Source organism: Brevundimonas sp. ABV4_179, assembly GCF_056311945.1.
In genome coordinates this window covers 448,228-467,389 of sequence record NZ_CM149976.1, presented here as the reverse complement: position 1 = coordinate 467,389, position 19,162 = coordinate 448,228, and the positions used below count along the sequence as shown (strand labels likewise).

Below are 19,162 nucleotides of genomic sequence, written 5' to 3'. Positions count from 1 at the left end.
TTACAGTCTGCGTTCACGCCCCGTTCGAAGACCGCCTTCTCTCGGCCTTGAGCGCTACGACATTATCGACCCGGTCTTGCCCACTGTCCGCCATGCGGCGGCGCTCCGCCTGCCGACGGTAAATCCTCGCCGCCCGTTCGGTGGTGTGTTCAAGCTGCGCCATGATTTCGGCATCAGATGCACCCGCGTACGCCAGTTCAAGCCCTCGGGCATGGCGTAGGCCATGAGGTGTGAGGTTGGGACGGGCGCGCTTGGTTAGAGCAAGCGTATCGATCAGACGAGCGACGGCCTGGTTCAGAGAGCGCTCCTTCCAAGGGTGACCTCGCTGGTCGTATGCGATGGTAAGGGCCCGGGCGGGCGTGCCTTCCAGAAAGGCAGAGAGACGGCCGTCTTCGCGCTTGTCGCACAAGACCTTGCGCTTCTCGGTCGTCCAGTAGAGCCGACGCTGGGAGAAGCCGTCACCGTCTTGCGCAATTACCCTAGCGTTCAGCGGGATGTTGCAGATTGTACCCCGACGGAAGCCGCCCCAGCGCCCCAGAGCCACGGCACGAGCCAAGCCCGGCATGTTGCGCTGGAGGGCCAGCGCGATGAAAGCGTCCACTTCCTCGTCTGTCCAGGCAAGATTCACCTCATCGGCGTCATGAGGCGGTGTCAGCTTTTTCAGTCCCAAGAAGGGGCTAGTCTTTATGCGGCCATCCTCAACGGCAGGCATCAAGGCATTCTTGAGCACCTGAACTCGGTCATTCGTGGCCTTGTGGCCGCGCGGCGCCCACAGATCACGCAGGTCTCTAATCCAGCCTTTATCGACTTCAGTTAGGCGAACGTCGCCGACATCTGCTTCGATTTCAGCGAGCAGGCGCTCGTATTCCTTCTGCGTCGACTGGGCGGGCCGGATGAAATCGGCTGACTTCCTGTAGCGCTGGATCGCACCGCCGACAGTCCCCGCCTTCGGCGCCTGAGCAGCTTGCGCCCTCGCGAGTCGGGCGAGAATTGCTTCGACCTCGGCTCTTAGTTCTGGAGACCCATCGAGCGACCGCAGGGGGCCTTCACGGTGGTCTCCCTTGCGGAAATAGAGATCAACGGCGCCGTTCGGGCGTCGGATGCGCTGGACGTACCTAACCTTGTCCATCGCGCGCTCCATCGCTCGTAGGACGGTGGCTTTGGCCGTGACGAAGGAGGGTGCGCGCCCGAACCTTATCCAGTGCTGAGGCTCGCCGTTCGTCGCTCTTGGTTTCCAGGTCCGGAAGCGACGGAGCCGCCGGCGCAGCCTGCTTAATCGCCTTGGGTGGCAGGCTCGCAACCCATTCGTCGATCTGAAGACGGTTGTACCGGATCACGCTGGCTCCGACATCAACAGGAGCCACTGTGCAAATCTTGGAGATAGTGGACCACGACAGCGCCAGGTAGGCGCTCAACTGCTCCTTCGTGAGCAGCAGAGGCCAAGACGCTGGGGATGCAGACGGTCTGCCCTCCTGGCCGATCTGTCCGGGGGGCAGCAGGTGGAAGGCGACGGCCTTAAGTCGGGACCAGTCTGTTGACGTCTTGTCGGCGGACGGGGAGGGACGAGGGCGCATTTGACGACAGGCAATAGGTGTCTGGGCTCGGGATTGAGCGGCTGCCCCCTCGGTTGTCGTCACTGCCGAGGGAGAACTTGATTGAGGCCGATGATAGCAGGCTCGGCTGCAAACGCAACCACCATATCCATCCAACACATTGTTATTGTAAAGGAATGTTCTGCGTTATGCCGCTCAGTGCATCCATGTGGGGGCTTCCGTGGCGTAGGCTGTCATGAAGTCGAACATCGCGGCCGCCTCTTCGCGCGACCCCAAGATCACGTAGACGGCTACAGTCCAGCCAGTGCCGGGGGCAATCTGGCCGGTCTCGACCCTGACCGCCTCAACCGGCGTGACCTCGTCGTTGGCGATGCTGATGTACTCAATCAGGTCAGACTGAATGCACTGGCCGAGCCAAACAGCTTCGGCTTCATCGGTGCACCCATCGATCTTGATGATCGACATGACCCAGCCGTCGTCTAGCGGCTTGGTGCCCACGAGGACGCGCTGGTGGCCTGGAGTGACCTCGATCCCCATAAAATGACGCTGCAACCCTTCGCGGTGACCAGGCTGGTGGGGCATCAGCGCTTCCAATCAGCGCGAACGAACGCCGCCTCCAGGAAGTTGGCCACCTTTGTCCATTCCTCGCCCACGCGCCCCGCCAGCGCCGCTTTGCGCCGAACGTCGGCGAGCAGGAGTTCCCGGTCGAGGTACGCGGCCAGGCGTGCATAGTCTTCACGGCGCTGATCAACCGAAGCCACAGCCCGCTTGATCAGCCCTTCGACATCGAGCGCCCCCTTGAGGCGGTTCGCCTTGTCGGAGATCACGCGCGTATTTCCGCGGACGTAGCCAAGAGCGGGACGGATACGATCCAGCGACGGCGAGTAGGGCGATCGCGTCTCGCCGATGATGATCGGCACGCCCAGCGCCGGGCAGATCGGCGGGACGACGACGTCGCTCACATTCAGATTGAAAGGAAGACCGCGACGGGCCGCCCGTTGACGCGCACGGCTGTGGAGCGCGATGGCCGGTCTCAGGCGTCGCTGGGCTTTAAGATAGCCGCGCATATAGGCGGCGTTGCACGCCGCACAGGTCGCGCGCTGAAGATGGGTGCCGTGGATGGGGCAGGCGGGGTTAGGCGGATCGTAAATGGACATGTAAGACTCCTTCATCAGAACGAGCCTACGAATTCAAACTTGGTCTAAAGAGTCAAATTGAATCATGCGCGTGCAACGAACGAAGCCGGCGGATCATCCGACAGGGGCCCAGCTGCGCGCTGCTCGCGGATTGGTGAACATGTCTGTTCTCGACCTGTCTGAACGCACCGGGCTGGCGCCGAACACGATCAAGCGCGCGGAAGGAAGCAACGGCCCGGCGCCGGTGAACACCGCAAACGCCAAGCTGATGGTGGCGACTCTCCAGTCATTGGGCGTGACGTTCATCCCTGCGGTGGCGGGCATGGGGTCCGGCGTACGATTGACGTCGCCCGAACAGCCCGCATTGGCGCGGCGGCGGACGGACGCCAAACGGCAATCGTGACTCCCTGAAAGGAGTCACGAAATCCATCCGCGCCGCTCAAACCCAGACGCAGCCTCGAATTTGGAGTCACGCTACGTACAAAGCGTGACTTCGACGCCCCGGGGGCCCGGAGGGAGGGGGGCGGCAGGGGCTGGGGGGTTCACCCCCAGCCGCCCCCCTCCCGGCGCCGGCGGACCGCGTCTTGCTTAACCGTCTAGGTTAAGAAAGGAATGTGTCGAAATGGAATATGAGCGTACCCCCAACGGCATCACCTACAGGGGAATCCGCCGCGCGTTTAGAGACGAGGCGAATGCCAACCCCGACCTGGTGGCTCGCATCAACAAGGCGCTGGGCGGCGACTTCATACGCCTCTCCCATGGGGCCTTCATGAAGAACCAGGGTGACGACCTGCACCTCCAGGTTCAGTGTCCAGACGGCAGTGACGGCCGCGTCGCCCTGCTGGTTCATCTAGACCAGTTCATAGGGGAAGGGGTGATCGACCTTGAGAGTAAGCCGAAGGTGAAAAAGCACCGCGAAGGTGATCACCGGCTGGTGACGATCGCTCCGAAAATCTGGTTCCGTCACACGGGAAACGCCGCTGAGGCGGAAAACCGGCTGACGTTCGAGAAACTGCTCAAGATCGCCAGCCCCGTTTTCAGCGAGGCCCTCGAGGCGGGAATTGATCGTGCTGAGCAGCGGTTCGCCCAAGTGATGAAACCAAAATCACTCATCCCTTGGTATATGATGACAAGGTAGGTTTGTTGAGGCGACCTCGAACTCGGAACGCTACTCGGCGCGATAAAATTCCGTCGGGTGGACACCAAGGACCTCGGCCAACTTGCCTAGGACCCTCACCGTCGGATTACCGGTACCCCGCTCGATGCGGCCAAGATGGCGCATTGCGAGTCCTGCGTCTCCCGCAAGCACCTCCTGGCTGACCCCACGCTCCTTGCGCAGGCGTCTGACATTCGCGCCGACGATCTTCTCCCACTCCATCGGTGCAATGGTGTTAGCGGAGCGGTAACCCCTCTAGGACATAGATGTCCTATCTTGATGGGGATGCGAAATGGGTTGCCTGATGGGCATCATATTCGGCGTGGTCGGCTTCTTCGTGGCCGGGCCCGTCGGGGCGATCATCGGTTTGCTCGTAGGCATCCTCGGCGCGGTTGGTGGGAAACGTCGATGAAATCGAAGCTGCTAGTAACGCTGATGGCGGGCGCCGCTTTGGCTGGATGCGCCTCTGTCGAACCCGAATATCGCATGGTCCCGAGCGGTGAGTTCGGCGTCGGCGTCCGGTTCTCGCGCGGCAACGCAGCCATGATTTCAAATGGCCCTGCCGGTTCCGTCATGTTGCTGCCGGTCAGATATAACGCGACGTCAAAGATGTTCTTCGCGGTGGCGGCTTTCAACACCAGCAACGCGCCCGTCAACTTCGGCACTGAGGACGTTCGCATCCTCTTGGAGGACGGGACTCCGCTCTACGTCCAAGACTATAATTTTCTCCGCCGCCAGGAACGCGTAAAGGCCCAGCGCGACCTTAACGCCGCCTGGTTCGAGGCTGGCGTCGAGGGGTACCTAGCCTATCGTGACACAGCAGGTCTTCCCGATCGTACGCGCCGCCAGATCGCATATCGCACAGCGTCGGGCTCGTACGCGGTGGACTCGGCGACGATCGAAAGTCGACTGCGTTACGCGATGTCTGCTTGGGGGCGAAGCGTCCTCCAAACCACCACGATCGATTCAGGGGCCGCGTTTGGCGGCTATGTCTTCGCTGACCAATTGCTGATCCCGGAGGGGACACGGCGGCAGATCGTCGTGGAGGTCAACTTCGCAGGCGCCCCGCACCGCTTCACCATCAATCTCGTGCCGTCCGGCACAGATTTTCCGGTGCCGACCGGCATCCCGGCCATACCAGGCCAAACGATGCAGGCGAGGCAAAGGACGCAAGAGACATGGCATTGGACTGATGGGCCCCCGCCGTCGAAAGCTGATGGGTTGTCCGTCATAGAGTAGGGGGCAGGCACGTCCAACGCGGGCACTTTGCGCGTGTCAGGTGGATGGGCAGTTCCTGCGGAGTCAATGTCGCAGTCTGCGCTGGCGCAGCCTCCCGTATTGATTATAGGGTTCCTGTCACACAACCCTCGGGGGAGGCAGGCGCATGGCCGACGGCGAAGCCATCATTTCAATTCGCGACAGATTGCTAAAGGAGCGCAATGCGCTCCTTGATCTCTCGACGCGAAACCGCCTCCTGAACACCCCGCTTCGGACCAAGAACAACCGCGCGATAGAGATCGTGGATGAGAGGGCGGAGGAAGTGTTCCGGCTTCTCACGTCGAACAAGGCGCTCAGCTTCGTTCCCGGGATTCAACTGAGCGAGGCCGACCGCGCCGAACTCGATCCTGATGACGACGTCACAGGCGGCATTCCGCAGCCGGGCGACGATGCCACTGATGAACGCGGCGTCGCCTCTCGTCACAGTGATACCCGGCTCCAGACCCGCCTGACATCCGAAGGTCTCCAGAAGCGCCTTTTCGACGTCTGGTATGACGCCCAGACCCTGGAGCAGGAACAGGGTGTCAACATCCTTTACCTGGCCGTCGGGCTGCTGCGCTGGTTCGACAGCGACACGTCCGACGTCGCCCGGCACGCGCCATTGGTCCTGTTGCCCGTGAAGCTGGAGCGCTCCAGCGCGGCCGACAAGTTCAAGCTGCGATGGCGCGACGAGCCGCCCTCCCCCAACCTTACGCTGCAGGCCAAGATGAAGGCCGAGTTCGCCCTGACCATCGAGGACTTCAAGGACGAGGACGAGGACGAGGTTGATCTGGCGGGCTACTGCGCCCGGATCGCCGAGACGGTGTCCAACAACAAGCGCTGGGAGGTCCTGCCCGACGCCATGGTGCTGGGCTTCTTCTCTTTCTCGAAATTCCTGATGTATCGGGACCTCGACCCCGACAACTGGCCCGCCGAGGCCAGCATTGACACCCGCGAGATGATCGGCGCCCTTCTGCGCGACGGCTTCCCGGAGAGCGATCCCCTCGTCGGCGAGCATGACGCCATCGACGACATCATCAAGCCGCTGGAACTCCATCACGTCGTTGACGCCGACAGTTCGCAAACGGTGGTCATCGCCGAGGCCGCCGGCGGACGGTCCCTGGTGGTTAAGGGGCCGCCCGGCACGGGCAAGTCGCAGACCATCACCAACATCATCGCCGCCGCCGTGGCGCGCGGGAAGAAGGTACTTTTCGTCGCCGAGAAGATGGCGGCCCTGGACGTCGTCCACCGCCGCCTGCGTCAGGTTGGACTCGGCCCGCTGACGCTCGAACTGCATTCGAACAAGGTCAACAAGCGCACGGTTCTGGAAGAACTCAAACGGACGCGCGACGCACAACACAAGCCGGCGCGTGGAGACCTTAGCGTCATCGACAAGCTGGGTGAGACCAGCGGGTTCCTAAACGCCTTCGCGAGGCGCCTACACGAACCCCTCAAGCCCAGCGGTCTCACGCCCCAGGCGATCCTGGGCTTGTTGGCGCGGTCCCAGGAATCGACGGCTCCTTCGGGCTACTTGCTGGTCGGCGCGGATCAGTGGACCCGAGACGACCTTGTCGCGAGGCGGGCCGTTATCGCCGATGTGGCGGAACGTGCTCGCGCACTGGGTCCTGCGCCCGCGAACGTGTGGCGCGGCGTCCGTCGTGATGCGCTCGATCCTGTCGAGCGGCAGGCGCTGGGAGAGCGCATCCGGGCGCTGGCCACTGCGCAGGCCGATGCAGAACGGCACGCCAGCGTAGCCACAGAGGTCTTGGGCGCCGAGGCGCCCAAGACCGTCGGCGACTTGAAACGGTCGATGGCCTACCTGTCGGTGACGCCGCTACCCTCGGGTCTGGATCGTTCGACGCTGACGTCGGCACCGTGGAACGACCTCGACGGGCTTCAGCGTTTGATCGAAGCCGGTCGCGCCTATGTGGCCGCCTGGGCCAATGCCGAGCAGGCGTTCAATGAAGCCGGTCGGACCGCCGACTTCGGCGTCATCCGCACCTCGATCGTCACCAAGGGCGCTGGCCTCTTCCGCTTCCTCGACGGCGGCTATCGCGCGCAGATCGCGCTCCTCCGTTCTTACCTGACCGCGCCCCTGCCCAAGACGCCATCCGAGCGGGTCGCGCTGATCGACCGCATGACCACCGCCCAGAGCGCCAAGGCCGCCTTCGTCGTCGCCGAGCCGGCCGGCGCAGCCTTCGGGTCTGCCTGGAAGGGAGAGCGATCGGATTGGAGCCAACTGGACGCCATCTTGGCCTGGCGACGCGCTCACGGCGCTCTGCCGTCCGACATGTGGGCACGGCTATCGGACGTCGAGGACATCGCGCCGATCGAGAAGGCGCGGGTTGGTCTTTCGAAGGCCCTCCCGGACCTGGAAGCGCGGTTGGACGGCATGGTCGCCGAACTCGACCTCGACCTCAAAAGGGCCTTCGGCGTTATCGCAGTCTCGGCCATTGCGCTCGATGGTCTCGCCAGTCGTCTGACAGAATGGATCGGGGACCTGGAAGGCATCAGCCGCTTCATCGCCTTCGCATCACGCGCCAGGGCCTTGGGCGATCTCGGCGCCTACAGTCTGGTCGATGGCCTTCATGACGGCCAACTTGACCATAAGACCCTCCACCCAGCCTTCGAGCGCGCCTATGCGGAAGTCCTGCGTGTTACGCTCTTCGCCGCCTGGCCAGAACTGCGCAGCTTCGATGGCGACGGTCACAACAACCAGGTCGCCTCTTTCCGCCAACTCGACAAGGCGCGCATCGGTCTGGCCCAGGAGCAGATCGTCGCCGCCCACGCCGAAGGTCGGCCCCGTGGCGCCAGCGGCATCGGTCCGCTCGGCATCCTCAACGCCGAGATGGCCAAAAAAAGAGGCCACAAGCCCATCCGCGTTCTGCTGGAACAGGCTGGGCCTGCGATCCAGCAACTCAAGCCGGTCTTCATGATGAGCCCACTGTCCGTCGCCCAGTTCCTGAAACCGGGTGGCATGCAGTTCGACCTCCTGGTCATGGACGAAGCCAGCCAGATCGAGCCCGTGGATTCCCTGGGCGCCATCGCACGCGTCAACCAGATCGTCGTCGTCGGCGACGAGCGCCAACTGCCGCCGACCGCCTTCTTCAAGAAGCTGACGGGCGAAGAGGACCCCGAGGAAAGCGACGACGGGATCACCATCCAGGCCAAGGACGCCGAAAGCATCCTTGAACTCTGTCTGGCCAAGGGGGTCCCCCATCGGATGCTGAGTTGGCACTACCGGTCCAAGCACCAGTCGCTGATCGCGGTCTCGAACCGGGAGTTCTACGAGAACAAGCTGTTCATCGTGCCTAGCCCCTATGACGCCGTCGCCGGCATGGGGCTGAAGTTCAACCTGATGAAGGACACCGCCTACGACAGGGGCGGCACACGGACCAACCCGAAGGAAGCCAAGGCGATCGCCGAGGCCGTCATCCACCACGCGCGGACGAGCCCCGAGCAGACCCTGGGCGTCGCCACCTTCTCGGTCGCGCAACGTCAGGCCGTCCTGAAGGAACTGGAACTGCTGCGGCGGGCCAACCCCGACGTCGAGGACTTCTTCAGCGGTGCCTCCAACGAGCCCTTCTTCGTCAAGAACCTGGAGAACATCCAGGGCGACGAGCGCGACGTCATCTTCATCTCGGTGGGCTACGGCAAGACCGAGACGGGGTACCTCGCCCACGCCTTCGGCCCCCTCAGCGGCGAGGGCGGCGAGCGGCGGCTGAACGTCCTGATCTCGCGGGCGAAGCTGCGATGCGAGGTCTTCTGCAACTTCACCGGCGCCGACATCGATCTCGAACGGTCCAGAGCCCGGGGCGTCACCGCCCTCAAACTGTTCCTGACCTTCGCCGAGACCGGCAACTTCGGCCTCGGCGAAGTCACCGGCGAGGATTTCGACAGCGAGTTCGAAATCCAGGTCTGCGAGCGACTCCAAGCCTTGGGCTACGACGTCAAGCGACAGATCGGCGCGTCGGGCTTCCGCGTCGATCTCGCCGTATCGGACCCCGACAAGCCGGGCCGATTCACCCTCGGTATCGAGTGCGACGGCGCCCAGTTCCATTCGTCGCGGTCAGCGCGGGACCGGGATCGTCTGCGTCAGCAGGTCCTGGAAGCCCATGGGTGGATCATTCACCGGGTCTGGAGCGCCGACTGGTATCTGCGGCCGCAGGCCGCACTGAAGAAGATCGAGGACGCCATCGCCCTCGCCAGGGCCGAGTGGTCGGCACGCGACGAGGACGGATACAAGCCCGCCCGCGCCGTGCCGGTCTCGTTCGAAGCCGAGCAGATCGATGCCGACTTCGAGGTCGTCACGGCGGTGATGGAGGCCGGCTCGGCTTTCGTGTCAGACCGCAATCTGTACGTCGAGGCTGACTTCCCGGTGAACCGCGCGGTCGAGCCTCACGAGACCTCCCTGGCCCAGATGACCGCGTACGTGGTCCAGGTCGTTCAGGTCGAAGGTCCCATCCATCTCGACGAGATAACAGCCCGCATACGCATTCTCTGGGGTCTCGGCCGGGCTGGATCACGTATCAGAGCGGCCGTCGAACGGGCTGTGACGGCGGCGGTTCAGCACGGCCTGATCCTCGGCGGTCCCTTCTACTCCACGCCCGATCAAGCCGTCGTCGGCAGGGATCGCTCGATGGTGACGTCACTGTCGCTGCGGAAGCCTGAAGTCCTGCCGCCAGCCGAGATCGATCATGTGCTCCTGACCATCATCGACGCCAACTACGGCGCGGGCCGTGACGACTTGGTCCAGGCTGCGTCGCGGGCTTTCGGTTTTTCGGCCACCAGCGCCCAGTTGAAGGAAGTCCTGAAAGCCGGCGTCGGCCGCCTCGAAGCCGCTGGCGTGGTGACGGTCAGGGGAGACCTGATCGTGCGGAAGGTCGCAGCATGAGTTGGGTGAGCCTGGATCATTTCGTGACGGTGAAGGCCGCGCTCGCGACCCAGGCCGCCGCGACCCGATTCCTGAACGTCGGCGGTAAAGCCTCAGTCGCCGACGCTGAGGACAGCGTTGAAATGGCAATCGCCGGCGACGGGGCGGAGACGGCGCCGATCGTCTTCCATCTTGTCTACGAGGATGCCGCTGGGAACGTATCCCAACGGATCGTCACGGTCCGCAAGATCGAGACGGGTCGCTCGGGTCCGATGTTGCTGTGCTTCTGTCATCTTCGCCAGCGGGCGCGCCGGTTCTCCCTGGACAGGGTCATGGAGGTGTTCGACGTCTCGACCGGTGAGGTTCACGGCGATCCTGTCGCCTTCTTCCTCGGCCACCCGCTGCTGACCGTCGCCGAGAGCCACGAGGCCAGGGCCTTCCGCCTGTGTTCCGATGATCTGACGATCCTGACCGTCGTCGGGGCGGCGGATGGCAGGTTCGATCCTGATGAACAGGACCAGCTTCTGGTTCACATCTTCGATCGCTACGAGGACGGTGCCCTGGATGAGGACTTGTTGCGTGGCCGCCTCTCGCTTCTAGCGCCCGATCACGCCAGCTTCTTCCGGTCGCTGTCGCGCGTCAGTCCGGAAGACGGCAGACTCCTGCGGCGTTCGCTGCGACGGATCGTGGATGCGGATGGTCAGATCGACCCAGCCGAATTGGCTTTCGTGGACACCATCGAAGCCACACTGAATCTCGGATGAGGCGGTTGCCCCGATAAAGCCGCGCGTTTCGGACTCCTTCGTAAATCGGCGTTAACGCTCCGGCAGCGATGGTCTAAGGTGCGAAGCACCTTTTCCCCGCTGACTCGAAACATGCCCGCCGCCAAACAGGTCATCGCACTGCTCGCCGGCCACCTCGAAGGAAACGAGGAGCGCGTCCGCACGATTGCGTTGCAGATTGCTGCCACCGAGGCGCGACAAGGTCACATCAAGAATGCCGAGATGCTTCGGAAGCTGCTCGACTCCTCTCCGAGGGAGCAGACGGCTGCGCCGGCACCCACGAGCCTCTTGGTCAAGACGCGCGGCGATCTCGAAGGGCTGATCACCGTTGCGCAACCGAAGACGCGACTTGCCGACATGACCTTGACGCCGGCTGTGCAGGATCGTCTCGACAGAATGGTTCGTCAGCAGATCGCGCGCGGGCGGCTGCGCGAGCATGCGCTTCGGCCCAGTTCGAAGCTGCTCCTGGTTGGACCACCAGGTTCGGGCAAGACGCTAACAGCCAGTGCCATCGCCGGCGAACTGAACCTGCCGCTCTTCACGATACGACTGGACGCCGTCATCACCCGATTCTTGGGCGAGACGGCAACAAAGCTGCGGGCTGTTTTCGATCAGATCGCCCAGATGCGTGGCGTGTATCTGTTCGATGAGTTTGATGCGATCGGCGGCAAGCGATCCGCCGGCAATGATGTCGGCGAAATTCGCCGGGTGTTGAACTCATTCTTGCAGTTCCTTGAAGAGCCCAACGCGACCGATAGCCTCATCGTCGCGGCTACGAACCACCCTGAGTTGCTCGACCGAGCCTTGATCCGGCGTTTCGACGAAATCATCGAATACGGTTTGCCTGACCCGGATGGAGTGCGGGACATTGTCCGTCGTCGCCTTCGCAAATTGGCTGGGCGGTCCCTCAACTGGTCGGCGGTAGCGGAAGCTGCGCATGGCTTGAGCCAGGGAGAAATCTCTCGTGCCGTCGAGGAGGCTCTACGTGAAGCGATCCTGTCGGACAGGAAAACTGTCGACCAGGCGTCCTTGGTTGCTGCCCTTGATGCGCGGCGCGGCATGCGTGAAGCCATGGCTGACATATTCAACGAATAGGTGCAGCGTCCGCCTCGGGAGGCGCTGATTCTAATGGCGGACGGCAAACAGAGGCCACATCTGCGCGTCGAGCGCTTTGCTACTGAAGCGCCTTATAAGAGGCCCCCTGGCGGCGGGGGCGGCGGCAAGGACTACGGCCGAACCTACGACCAACATGCCGAGGCGCTGAAGCGAGACGCGGCAGCGGCGTGGGCGACCGCCGATGGTCTTCTCAGCCATCGCCAAGATGCCGTAGGCGTGGTCGGCGCCTATCTGGCCTTCGAAACTGCGGTCGATGCATCTCTCCCCGACCTTGAGTGGAAAACGCCTGGCGTCCGCCTTGCGACAGCGCAACGGGATTCGGAAGGGCGCGTAGTGGGGGCCATCTTCGTGCCGGACGAGGCCCGCGATTTCCTTGACGAGAAGCTGACCGAGTACGGTCGGGATCGAGCCGAAAAGAGCGGGGAGCCGAAGAACAAAGCCCGCTTTGTTTCCCTTGAACGTTTGGCGGCGGCAAGGCTCGAGACCCTTTGGGTGGACAAACGGCCGATCCCGGCGGGCCCTGATTCTGAATGGTGGGAGTGCTGGTGTTGGCCAGATCGGGTTCAGAACCTCGAGGTGAAGGCGGAAAAACTAAACCTCCCGGTCTCCGGTGATCGGCTGTCATTCCCCGAACGACTTTTGGTCTTCGTCCACGCCAACGCTGAGGCGATGGCCCGTTTGGTCAGTAGCACCGATGCGGTTGCTGAACTTCGGCTTGGTCGCGACACGGCGGCCCACTTTATGAGCCAGCCCCGTGCCGACCAGGATGGGTGGGTCGCTGCAATGGTCGATCGCGTAGATGATGTTCGAGGGGAACGCGCTCCCTCGGTCTGCCTGCTCGACACCGGCGTCAATCGAGCCCACCCGCTGCTGGAGCCAATTCTGGCAGCGGCCGATCTGCACGCTGTGAACCCTGATTGGGGAACGGAGGACCATGATGGGCATGGAACCGAACTCGCCGGTCTCGCTGCCTATGGCGACTTGACCCTGCCGATCCAATCGATCGAGCCGATACCCTTGGAGATTTCGCTGGAGTCGGTGAAGTTGGTGCCTCCAGCGCCTTTCCCCGACACAGCCCCATCCAACTACGGCTTGTTTACGCTTCGAGCGGTTGCGTATCCCGAGATCACCAGTCCGGAACGTGCGCGCGTCTTTTGTCTGGCCATCGGGCACGATGGTGTTACCGGACCGAACGCTTCGAGTTGGAGCGCCGCTATCGATCAGTCCGCGTATGGGACCGAAGCGTCCGAGGACCAAGATCGGCGACGCCGTCTGTTCGTCATCGCGGCAGGTAATATCCCTGACGGGCTTAAGCTGGATGACCTAGAAGACTGGGATACCCACGAAGTTGAGGATCCTGGTCAGTCGTGGAACGCCTTGACCATCGGCGGCGTGACACAAAAGGCTGATCTGACCGAAACCAGTTATCAAGGTTGGGGCTGCGCCGTCGGGGTCGACGAACTGAGCCCATATAGCAAGGTATCGGCCGCTTGGAATCACGGGGTGTCCCCGATGAAACCGGAACTCGTCGTGGAAGCGGGCAATCGAGGCGTCGATCCCGCAGACAACGGTATGTTGAGCGGCATACCGTCTGTTTCGCTGCTGACCACGGGCAGCGAAGTCACAAATGCGCCGCTCGCAGTCACCTGGGCCACCAGCGCGGCAGCCGCGCAGATCGCCGGAGTGGCCGCCCGCCTACATGCTGATAACGATGAGTATTGGCCGGAAACGGTTCGTGCGCTGCTAATTCATAGCGCGAAATGGACCGCACCTATGCGGGCGGCCTTTGATGCGGCAACAACGAAGGGCGAAAAGCGAAAGATTGCTCGCAGGTTCGGCTATGGCGTTCCGAGCCTAGATCGCGCTCGCCATTCTACAGCGACCTCGTTGGGCCTGGTGTCCCAATCAGTCCTCCAGCCCTATGCAAAGGTGAAGGGCGCACCGACGCAGATGAACGCCCATCACGTCTACCAACTGCCATGGCCTAAGACAGGATTGGCGGCTCTGGCTGACCATATTGTTCGACTGCGAGTGACGCTGTCCTACTTCGTCGATCCAAATCCAAGTGCTGACACGCCACTTTCTCCGGGGCGCTACCGATCCTTCGGTCTTCGTTTTGACCTCCGCAGGAAGGGCGAGTCCATGGAGGCTTTTCAAAGCCGCCTGAGCGATGCATCGCACGCTTCTCCGGAAGACCTCGATCTGGCCGAGAATGATACCGATCGACTGTTCGGACCAAAGACGGTGTCCGCAGGGTCCCTACACAGTGACGAGTGGTCCTGCACTGCCGCCGATCTGATTGAGCGCGACTGTATCGCGGTGTTTCCCGTCGGAGGCTGGTGGAAACAGTCCACGAAAGCGGAGATTGCAAATCAGCTCGCTCGATACAGCTTAGTCGTCACCATGGATGCAGGCGACGCCGAGCAGGACCTCTACGCTGAGATTGAGCAGATTATCGAGGCCAAGATCGCCGCCGAGGTTGCCGCCGCCGCAGCGGCCGCTGTGATCGACATCTAGCCTGAAAAACTGCGATCGACTGGTTCGCATGACGGCGTTGCTATCGAGCCGTTATCGCCACTGCGATGGACGACGCCTGGCAGCATCCATCGCCCAGGTCGCGTGCTTCACAGTTCCTGCGCAGTTGGGCGGAACAGTATTTCGTTGATTCCGACATCCTCGGGTTCGTTGATAGCGAAGGCCACCAAACGCGCCAGTGTTTCGGGAGGTACGCCGATCTGGCCGACGTAGTCCTGATTGGCCTTCTGGACGTCAGTCTCGCTGATGTGGTCGAGGAGTTCGGTCTTCACCGCGCCAGGAGAGATGATCGTGGTCCGGATGTTGTGGGACGCCATTTCCTGCCGGAGCCCCTCCGACAAGGCGCGCACTGCGAACTTGGTGGCGGAATAGACGGCCGAACCGCCGAACAGCTTGTGGCCCGCGACCGACGAGACGTTGATGATGTGGCCTGACTTTTGGGCGATCATGTGCGGTAGCGCGGCGGCGACGCCGTAGAGTACGCCCCTCAGATTGACGTCGATCATCTGGTCCCATTCGTCCACCTTCACGCGCTCCAACGGAGACAGGGGCATGACGCCGGCGTTGTTGATGATCACGTCGATGCGGCCATAGGTTTTGATGGCGGCGTCCACGAGCCGCTTCAGATCGTCTCGCTTCGTGACGTCCGTCTCGACGGCGATGGCCTTGCCGCCTGCAGCCGTGATCTCGGCCGCCAGGCTGTCGATGCGGTCGGAACGACGGGCGCCGAGGACGACGGCGGCGCCCTTGCCGGCCAAGTGATGCGCTGCCGCTGCGCCCATGCCGCTGGATGCGCCGGTGATGACGATGGTCTTGCCGGTGATGTTGTCGGTCATTGTCAGTCTGCCTCTGCTGCGGTCGCCGACGGTTCGGCGAGATATTGTTCGTCGGTCACATGCTCCATCCAGGTAACGGGAGAGCCGTTCAGGCTTTCTTGGATGGCAATGTGCGTCATCGCTTCGTGCGGCGTGGCGCCGTGCCAGTGCTTGTGCTCGGGCGGGCACCACAGGACGTCGCCGGCGTGGAACTCCAGCTTTGGGCCGCCCTCGATCTGGGTCCAGCCGACGCCTTCGGTGACTATCAAGGTCTGGCCCAGCGGGTGGACATGCCAGGCCGTGCGGGCGCCGGGCTCGAAACGAACTACGGCGCCGCCGACGCGCGAGGGCACCTCACGCTGGAACTGGCCGCTGATGGTGACGCGGCCGGTGAACCATTCGGCGGGACCGTCGATGGTTGTCATGTCGGCCTGGCGGGTGATGTCCATGACGGAGGCGTTTCCTTGCGTTTGCATGTGAGTTTCGCCGCTGAACACGGCCGCCGTGGCTGCAAGAAGCGAGGCGATCACGACAGGTGCTCCTCGAAGAAGCTTGTCAGCCGATCGAACGGGATCAGATCGACGCGGTCGTAGAGATCGACGTGGCTGGCGCCCGGGACGATCAGCAGTTCCTTCGGCTCCGCCGCCGCCGCGAAGGCGGTCTCGCTGAAATAGCGCGAGTGGGCGTTCTCGCCGTGGATCAGCAGGATCGGCCGGGGCGAGATTTCCGCGATGTAGGTCAGCAGCGGAAAGTTCATGAACGACAGGGGATTTGTCTGCGTCCAAGCGTTGCCCGAATTGACGGCGCGGGGATGATAGCCGCGAGGCGTTCGGTAGTAGTCCGCGTAATCGACCACGAATTGCGGCTCACCGCCCGTCAGTTCAAGCGACGGTGGGCCATAGGCGGGCGCGCCAGTCTGGGCGTCCGCCCAACGCTGGCGGCTCATCTGCTCCAGCGATTGCGTCCTTTGCTCTGGCGTGACGCTGTCGTTGTAGCCGCGCGACATGACGCGGGACATGTCGTACATCGTGCTGGTCGCGACGGCCTTGACCCGCTTGTCCACCGCGACGGCGTTCAGCGCCATGCCGCCCCAGCCGCAGATGCCGATGACGCCGATCCGCTCCTGATCGACTGACGGGTGCAGGCCGAGGAAATCGACCGCCGCCATGAAGTCTTCGGTATTGATGTCGGGCGAAGCCACATTGCGGGGCTCGCCGCCGCTCTCGCCGGTGAAGGACGGGTCGAACGCAAGTGCGACGAAGCCGCGCGCCGCCATAGTCTGGGCATAGAGGCCGGACGACTGCTCCTTCACCGCGCCGAACGGCCCGCTGACAGCAAGCGCGGCCAGGCGCTGGCCGTCCCCGCCTTTGGGTCGATACAGGTCGCCCGTCAGGGTGATGCCGTACCGGTTGGTGAAGGTGACCTTCTGATGGTCGACGGTTTCGTTGCGGGGGAACACCTTGTCCCAGTCGCTGGTCATGGTCTTTGCCTTTGCATCGGGGGCGGGAAGGAGGGACGCGACGGCCAGGGCGGTCACGCCGGCGCCGGTCAGTTTCATCAGGTCCCGGCGGTCCATCGCGTGGGACGGCCGGGTTTGAGGTTCGGTGGAAGTTGGGGTCATGTTGGGCTTCCGGGTCTGGGTTCAGCGGGGTTTCAGGAGCGCGCGACCGTCGCGGACGATCAGCACCGCTATGGCGGCGAGGGCGACACTGGCGATCAGGACGGCGTCGATCGAGATGTGGTCGAGCAACAGGCCGCCGATGAGCGAGCCGAGCAGGATCGAGGCCTGAACGGCGGCGACCATCAGGCCTCTAGCGGCCTCGGGCGCATCTTCGGCGTTTTGGGACATCCAGGTCATCCAGATCACCGACATGGCGGTGTTCATCGCGCCCCAGCCGACCAGGAGAAGCCCGGCTGCGATCGGCCAACCGCCGACGAGCAGCAGGCCCGCAGTGACCGCGCCCATGACCAGGGCCGGCAGGCGCAGAAGCCTGGACACGTCGCCTTTGATGAAGCGGCCCGAGGCCCAGGTACCCAAGAAGCCGGCGCAGCCGAGCGCGAGCAGAAGGACCGACAGGCCGGTGACGCCGACGCCGGTCACCTGTTCAAGGAAGGGGCGCAGATAAGTGAAGAGGGTGAAGGCCGAGCCCCAAGACAGCATTGAAGCGATCAGGCCGATCAGGAAATACCGGCGACGAAGCAGGTCGATCATGTCGCCGATCGCTCGCTGTCCATGGGCGGGCAGAGACGGCAGGGCGATGAGGTGCCAGACGAGATTGGCGGCCACGAGCGGCGTCAGCGCCCAGAACACCTCGCGCCAGCCGAACAGGCCGCCGAGATAACTGCCGATCGGCGCGGCGAAGGCAGCGGCGATGGCTTGGCCACCATACATCAGGGCCAGGGCGCGCGGCACGTCCGACGCTGGGACGAGGCGCATGATGACTGAGGTCGCCAGCGCCCAGAACCCGCCGATGCAGAGGCCCAGCAGGGCGCGCCCGGCCATCAGAACCTCGAAGTTCGGAGCCGCAGCGACCAGCGCCAGCGAGAGACCCATCAGACTCGTCAGGCCGACGAGGACCCATTTGCGGTTCAATCGCCCCGCGACAGTGCTCACGGTCAGGCTGGCGATGACGGCGAACAAGCCGCTGATCGAGACAGCCTGACCGGTCTGGCCGACCGATGCGCCGAGCCCCTCGGCCATGGGCGTCAGCAGGCTGACGGGCATGAATTCCGAGGCGATCAAAAGCGCCACGCAAAGCGCCATAGATAACACTGCGCCCCAGGCGGCTGTCGGTGTCGTGGCTTCAGGTGCCGGTGCGGTGGCCGCGACCATGGTGGTCTCCCTCTATCGTTGAGAGACAAACTAGGCGCTGGCGTTCAAAGCGATTAGCCATAGAGATCGGCATGAACTAATCGATACAGACGAATAATCGAGGAAACCGTCCATGGCCGGACCGGACCTGAATCAACTGACCTGGTTCCAGATCGTTGCTGAGGAGCGCAGCTTCACCAAGGCCGCCGCCCGGATCGGCATTGCCCAATCCACGCTCAGCCATGCTATCCGGCAACTTGAGTCCCGGCTCGGCATCCGGCTGCTGACCCGCACGACCCGCAGCGTCGCGCCCACGGCGGCGGGCGAGCGTCTGCTGCAAACGATCACGCCCCGCCTGGCGGAGATCGAACAGGAGATCGAAAGCCTGACCAGCGTCCGGGATAGGCCGGCAGGTTCAATCCGGTTGACCCTTTCCGATCATGCCCTGGATAGCGTGGTCTGGCCCAAGCTGAAGCCGGTGCTCGCCGCCTATCCCGACATCAAGGTCGAACTCATCCTCGACAGCACCTTCCGCAACATCGTCGAGGAGCGGTTCGACGCTGGCGTCCGGTTGGGCGAAAGCGTCGAGAAAGATATGATCGCCGTGCGCATCGGTCCGGATTGGCGTCTCGTCGCCATCGCATCACCCGGTTATCTGGCCGAACACGGCAGGCCGATCCATCCCAAGGACCTCGTCGCCCACTCGTGCATCAACATGCGCCACGAGTCGGCGGGCAGCCTCTATGCCTGGGAGTTCGAGAAGGACGGTCAGGCTCTGCGCGTCCGCGTCGATGGCCAAGTGACCTTCAACAACTCCTACGCCATGATCGACGCCGCCGTCAGCGGTTTGGGGATCGCCTATGTGCCGGAGGACATCGTCGCGTCCCGCATCTCCACAGGCGAGTTGGAGGTGATCCTGGGCGACTGGTCCCCCCTCTTCGACGGCTACTTCCTCTACTACCCCAGCCGTCGTCAGAACCTCGCTGCCTTCCAGATCATCGTGGACGCTTTGCGCTATCATCCTGCGTGACCACCGCCCGTTGGGGCGACCCGACCGCTGGCTGGCGCGACCTACAGTCATGTAGATTTGCAGACTGACCCGAATTGAAACATCGATGCATGGCAAG

General features: G+C 63.2%; 16 protein-coding genes. 8 read left to right on the top strand and 8 right to left on the bottom strand.

Annotated elements, in window-relative coordinates; translation table 11 throughout:
- Nucleotides 1-13 precede the first annotated feature (13 nt).
- The 3 genes from ACYX4P_RS02245 to ACYX4P_RS02235 all read right to left on the bottom strand — a co-directional run bounded on the left by ACYX4P_RS02245 (nt 14) and on the right by ACYX4P_RS02235 (nt 2,515).
- Nucleotides 14-1,129 carry a tyrosine-type recombinase/integrase gene (locus tag ACYX4P_RS02245; RefSeq protein ID WP_476070186.1) on the bottom strand — a complete coding sequence of 372 codons (1,116 nt, stop codon included), beginning with the start codon at nt 1,127-1,129 and terminating at the stop codon, nt 14-16.
- A 619-nt stretch (nt 1,130-1,748) separates the two neighbouring features.
- The gene (locus ACYX4P_RS02240; RefSeq protein WP_314136854.1) at nt 1,749-2,135 is read right to left on the bottom strand and encodes a hypothetical protein; all 387 of its coding nucleotides are present in this window, start codon (nt 2,133-2,135) and stop codon (nt 1,749-1,751) included.
- The gene (locus ACYX4P_RS02235) at nt 2,135-2,515 is read right to left on the bottom strand and encodes a hypothetical protein (RefSeq protein ID WP_476070185.1); all 381 of its coding nucleotides are present in this window, start codon (nt 2,513-2,515) and stop codon (nt 2,135-2,137) included. The genes ACYX4P_RS02240 and ACYX4P_RS02235 overlap by 1 nt, the downstream gene beginning before the upstream one ends.
- A gap of 259 nt (nt 2,516-2,774) precedes the next feature.
- Here ACYX4P_RS02235 and ACYX4P_RS02230 point away from each other — a divergent pair, with 259 nt between their 5' ends.
- Both ACYX4P_RS02230 and ACYX4P_RS02225 read left to right on the top strand, forming a co-directional pair.
- The gene (locus ACYX4P_RS02230; RefSeq protein WP_312571292.1) at nt 2,775-3,092 is read left to right on the top strand and encodes a helix-turn-helix domain-containing protein; all 318 of its coding nucleotides are present in this window, start codon (nt 2,775-2,777) and stop codon (nt 3,090-3,092) included.
- 219 nt (nt 3,093-3,311) lie between these two features.
- A complete protein-coding gene (locus ACYX4P_RS02225; RefSeq protein ID WP_314136850.1) occupies nt 3,312-3,827 on the top strand; it encodes a hypothetical protein in 516 nt (171 codons plus the stop codon).
- A 30-nt stretch (nt 3,828-3,857) separates the two neighbouring features.
- Here the strand turns inward: ACYX4P_RS02225 and ACYX4P_RS02220 are convergent, their stop codons facing one another.
- Nucleotides 3,858-4,067 (bottom strand): helix-turn-helix domain-containing protein, encoded by a 210-nt coding sequence (locus ACYX4P_RS02220; RefSeq protein WP_312573086.1) that lies wholly within the window; start codon nt 4,065-4,067, stop codon nt 3,858-3,860.
- Nucleotides 4,068-4,253: 186 nt separating this feature from the next.
- Between ACYX4P_RS02220 and ACYX4P_RS02215 the strand changes: the two genes are divergently transcribed.
- From ACYX4P_RS02215 to ACYX4P_RS02195, 5 genes are all read left to right on the top strand, one after another.
- A complete protein-coding gene (locus tag ACYX4P_RS02215; protein ID WP_312573085.1) occupies nt 4,254-5,084 on the top strand; it encodes a hypothetical protein in 831 nt (276 codons plus the stop codon).
- A gap of 145 nt (nt 5,085-5,229) precedes the next feature.
- Nucleotides 5,230-9,996 carry a DUF3320 domain-containing protein gene (locus ACYX4P_RS02210; protein ID WP_314136847.1) on the top strand — a complete coding sequence of 1,589 codons (4,767 nt, stop codon included), beginning with the start codon at nt 5,230-5,232 and terminating at the stop codon, nt 9,994-9,996.
- Nucleotides 9,997-10,019: 23 nt separating this feature from the next.
- The gene (locus ACYX4P_RS02205; protein ID WP_312571730.1) at nt 10,020-10,739 is read left to right on the top strand and encodes a tellurite resistance TerB family protein; all 720 of its coding nucleotides are present in this window, start codon (nt 10,020-10,022) and stop codon (nt 10,737-10,739) included.
- Between the two features lie 111 nt (nt 10,740-10,850).
- Complete coding sequence (locus ACYX4P_RS02200) at nt 10,851-11,852, top strand: AAA family ATPase (RefSeq protein ID WP_312571728.1); 1,002 nt, start codon at nt 10,851-10,853, stop codon at nt 11,850-11,852.
- 33 nt (nt 11,853-11,885) lie between these two features.
- Complete coding sequence (locus ACYX4P_RS02195; protein WP_312571727.1) at nt 11,886-14,390, top strand: S8 family peptidase; 2,505 nt, start codon at nt 11,886-11,888, stop codon at nt 14,388-14,390.
- Between the two features lie 107 nt (nt 14,391-14,497).
- Here the strand turns inward: ACYX4P_RS02195 and ACYX4P_RS02190 are convergent, their stop codons facing one another.
- Genes ACYX4P_RS02190 through ACYX4P_RS02175 form a run of 4 tightly spaced genes read right to left on the bottom strand, consistent with a single transcriptional unit; the run spans nt 14,498 to nt 17,975 of the window.
- A complete protein-coding gene (locus tag ACYX4P_RS02190; RefSeq protein ID WP_312571725.1) occupies nt 14,498-15,244 on the bottom strand; it encodes an SDR family oxidoreductase in 747 nt (248 codons plus the stop codon).
- A 2-nt stretch (nt 15,245-15,246) separates the two neighbouring features.
- Nucleotides 15,247-15,753: a (R)-mandelonitrile lyase gene (locus ACYX4P_RS02185; RefSeq protein ID WP_312571723.1), complete on the bottom strand. Its 507-nt coding sequence runs from the start codon at nt 15,751-15,753 to the stop codon at nt 15,247-15,249.
- Nucleotides 15,750-16,844: an alpha/beta hydrolase gene (locus tag ACYX4P_RS02180; protein ID WP_312571721.1), complete on the bottom strand. Its 1,095-nt coding sequence runs from the start codon at nt 16,842-16,844 to the stop codon at nt 15,750-15,752. The genes ACYX4P_RS02185 and ACYX4P_RS02180 overlap by 4 nt, the downstream gene beginning before the upstream one ends.
- 21 nt (nt 16,845-16,865) lie before the next feature.
- Nucleotides 16,866-17,975: an MFS transporter gene (locus ACYX4P_RS02175; RefSeq protein ID WP_312571720.1), complete on the bottom strand. Its 1,110-nt coding sequence runs from the start codon at nt 17,973-17,975 to the stop codon at nt 16,866-16,868.
- A 193-nt stretch (nt 17,976-18,168) separates the two neighbouring features.
- Here ACYX4P_RS02175 and ACYX4P_RS02170 point away from each other — a divergent pair, with 193 nt between their 5' ends.
- Entirely contained in the window at nt 18,169-19,065 is an 897-nt protein-coding gene (locus ACYX4P_RS02170) for a LysR family transcriptional regulator (protein WP_312571718.1), read from the top strand.
- Nucleotides 19,066-19,162 lie beyond the last annotated feature (97 nt).

Coding starts and splice junctions, on each gene's coding strand:
- ACYX4P_RS02245 (WP_476070186.1), bottom strand. CDS start 1,129: ATGGACAAGGTTAGGTACGTCCAGCGCATCCGACGCCCGAACGGCGCC.
- ACYX4P_RS02240 (WP_314136854.1), bottom strand. CDS start 2,135: ATGCCCCACCAGCCTGGTCACCGCGAAGGGTTGCAGCGTCATTTTATG.
- ACYX4P_RS02230 (WP_312571292.1), top strand. CDS start 2,775: ATGCGCGTGCAACGAACGAAGCCGGCGGATCATCCGACAGGGGCCCAG.
- ACYX4P_RS02225 (WP_314136850.1), top strand. CDS start 3,312: ATGGAATATGAGCGTACCCCCAACGGCATCACCTACAGGGGAATCCGC.
- ACYX4P_RS02220 (WP_312573086.1), bottom strand. CDS start 4,067: ATGGAGTGGGAGAAGATCGTCGGCGCGAATGTCAGACGCCTGCGCAAG.
- ACYX4P_RS02215 (WP_312573085.1), top strand. CDS start 4,254: ATGAAATCGAAGCTGCTAGTAACGCTGATGGCGGGCGCCGCTTTGGCT.
- ACYX4P_RS02210 (WP_314136847.1), top strand. CDS start 5,230: ATGGCCGACGGCGAAGCCATCATTTCAATTCGCGACAGATTGCTAAAG.
- ACYX4P_RS02200 (WP_312571728.1), top strand. CDS start 10,851: ATGCCCGCCGCCAAACAGGTCATCGCACTGCTCGCCGGCCACCTCGAA.
- ACYX4P_RS02195 (WP_312571727.1), top strand. CDS start 11,886: ATGGCGGACGGCAAACAGAGGCCACATCTGCGCGTCGAGCGCTTTGCT.
- ACYX4P_RS02190 (WP_312571725.1), bottom strand. CDS start 15,244: ATGACCGACAACATCACCGGCAAGACCATCGTCATCACCGGCGCATCC.
- ACYX4P_RS02180 (WP_312571721.1), bottom strand. CDS start 16,844: ATGACCCCAACTTCCACCGAACCTCAAACCCGGCCGTCCCACGCGATG.
- ACYX4P_RS02170 (WP_312571718.1), top strand. CDS start 18,169: ATGGCCGGACCGGACCTGAATCAACTGACCTGGTTCCAGATCGTTGCT.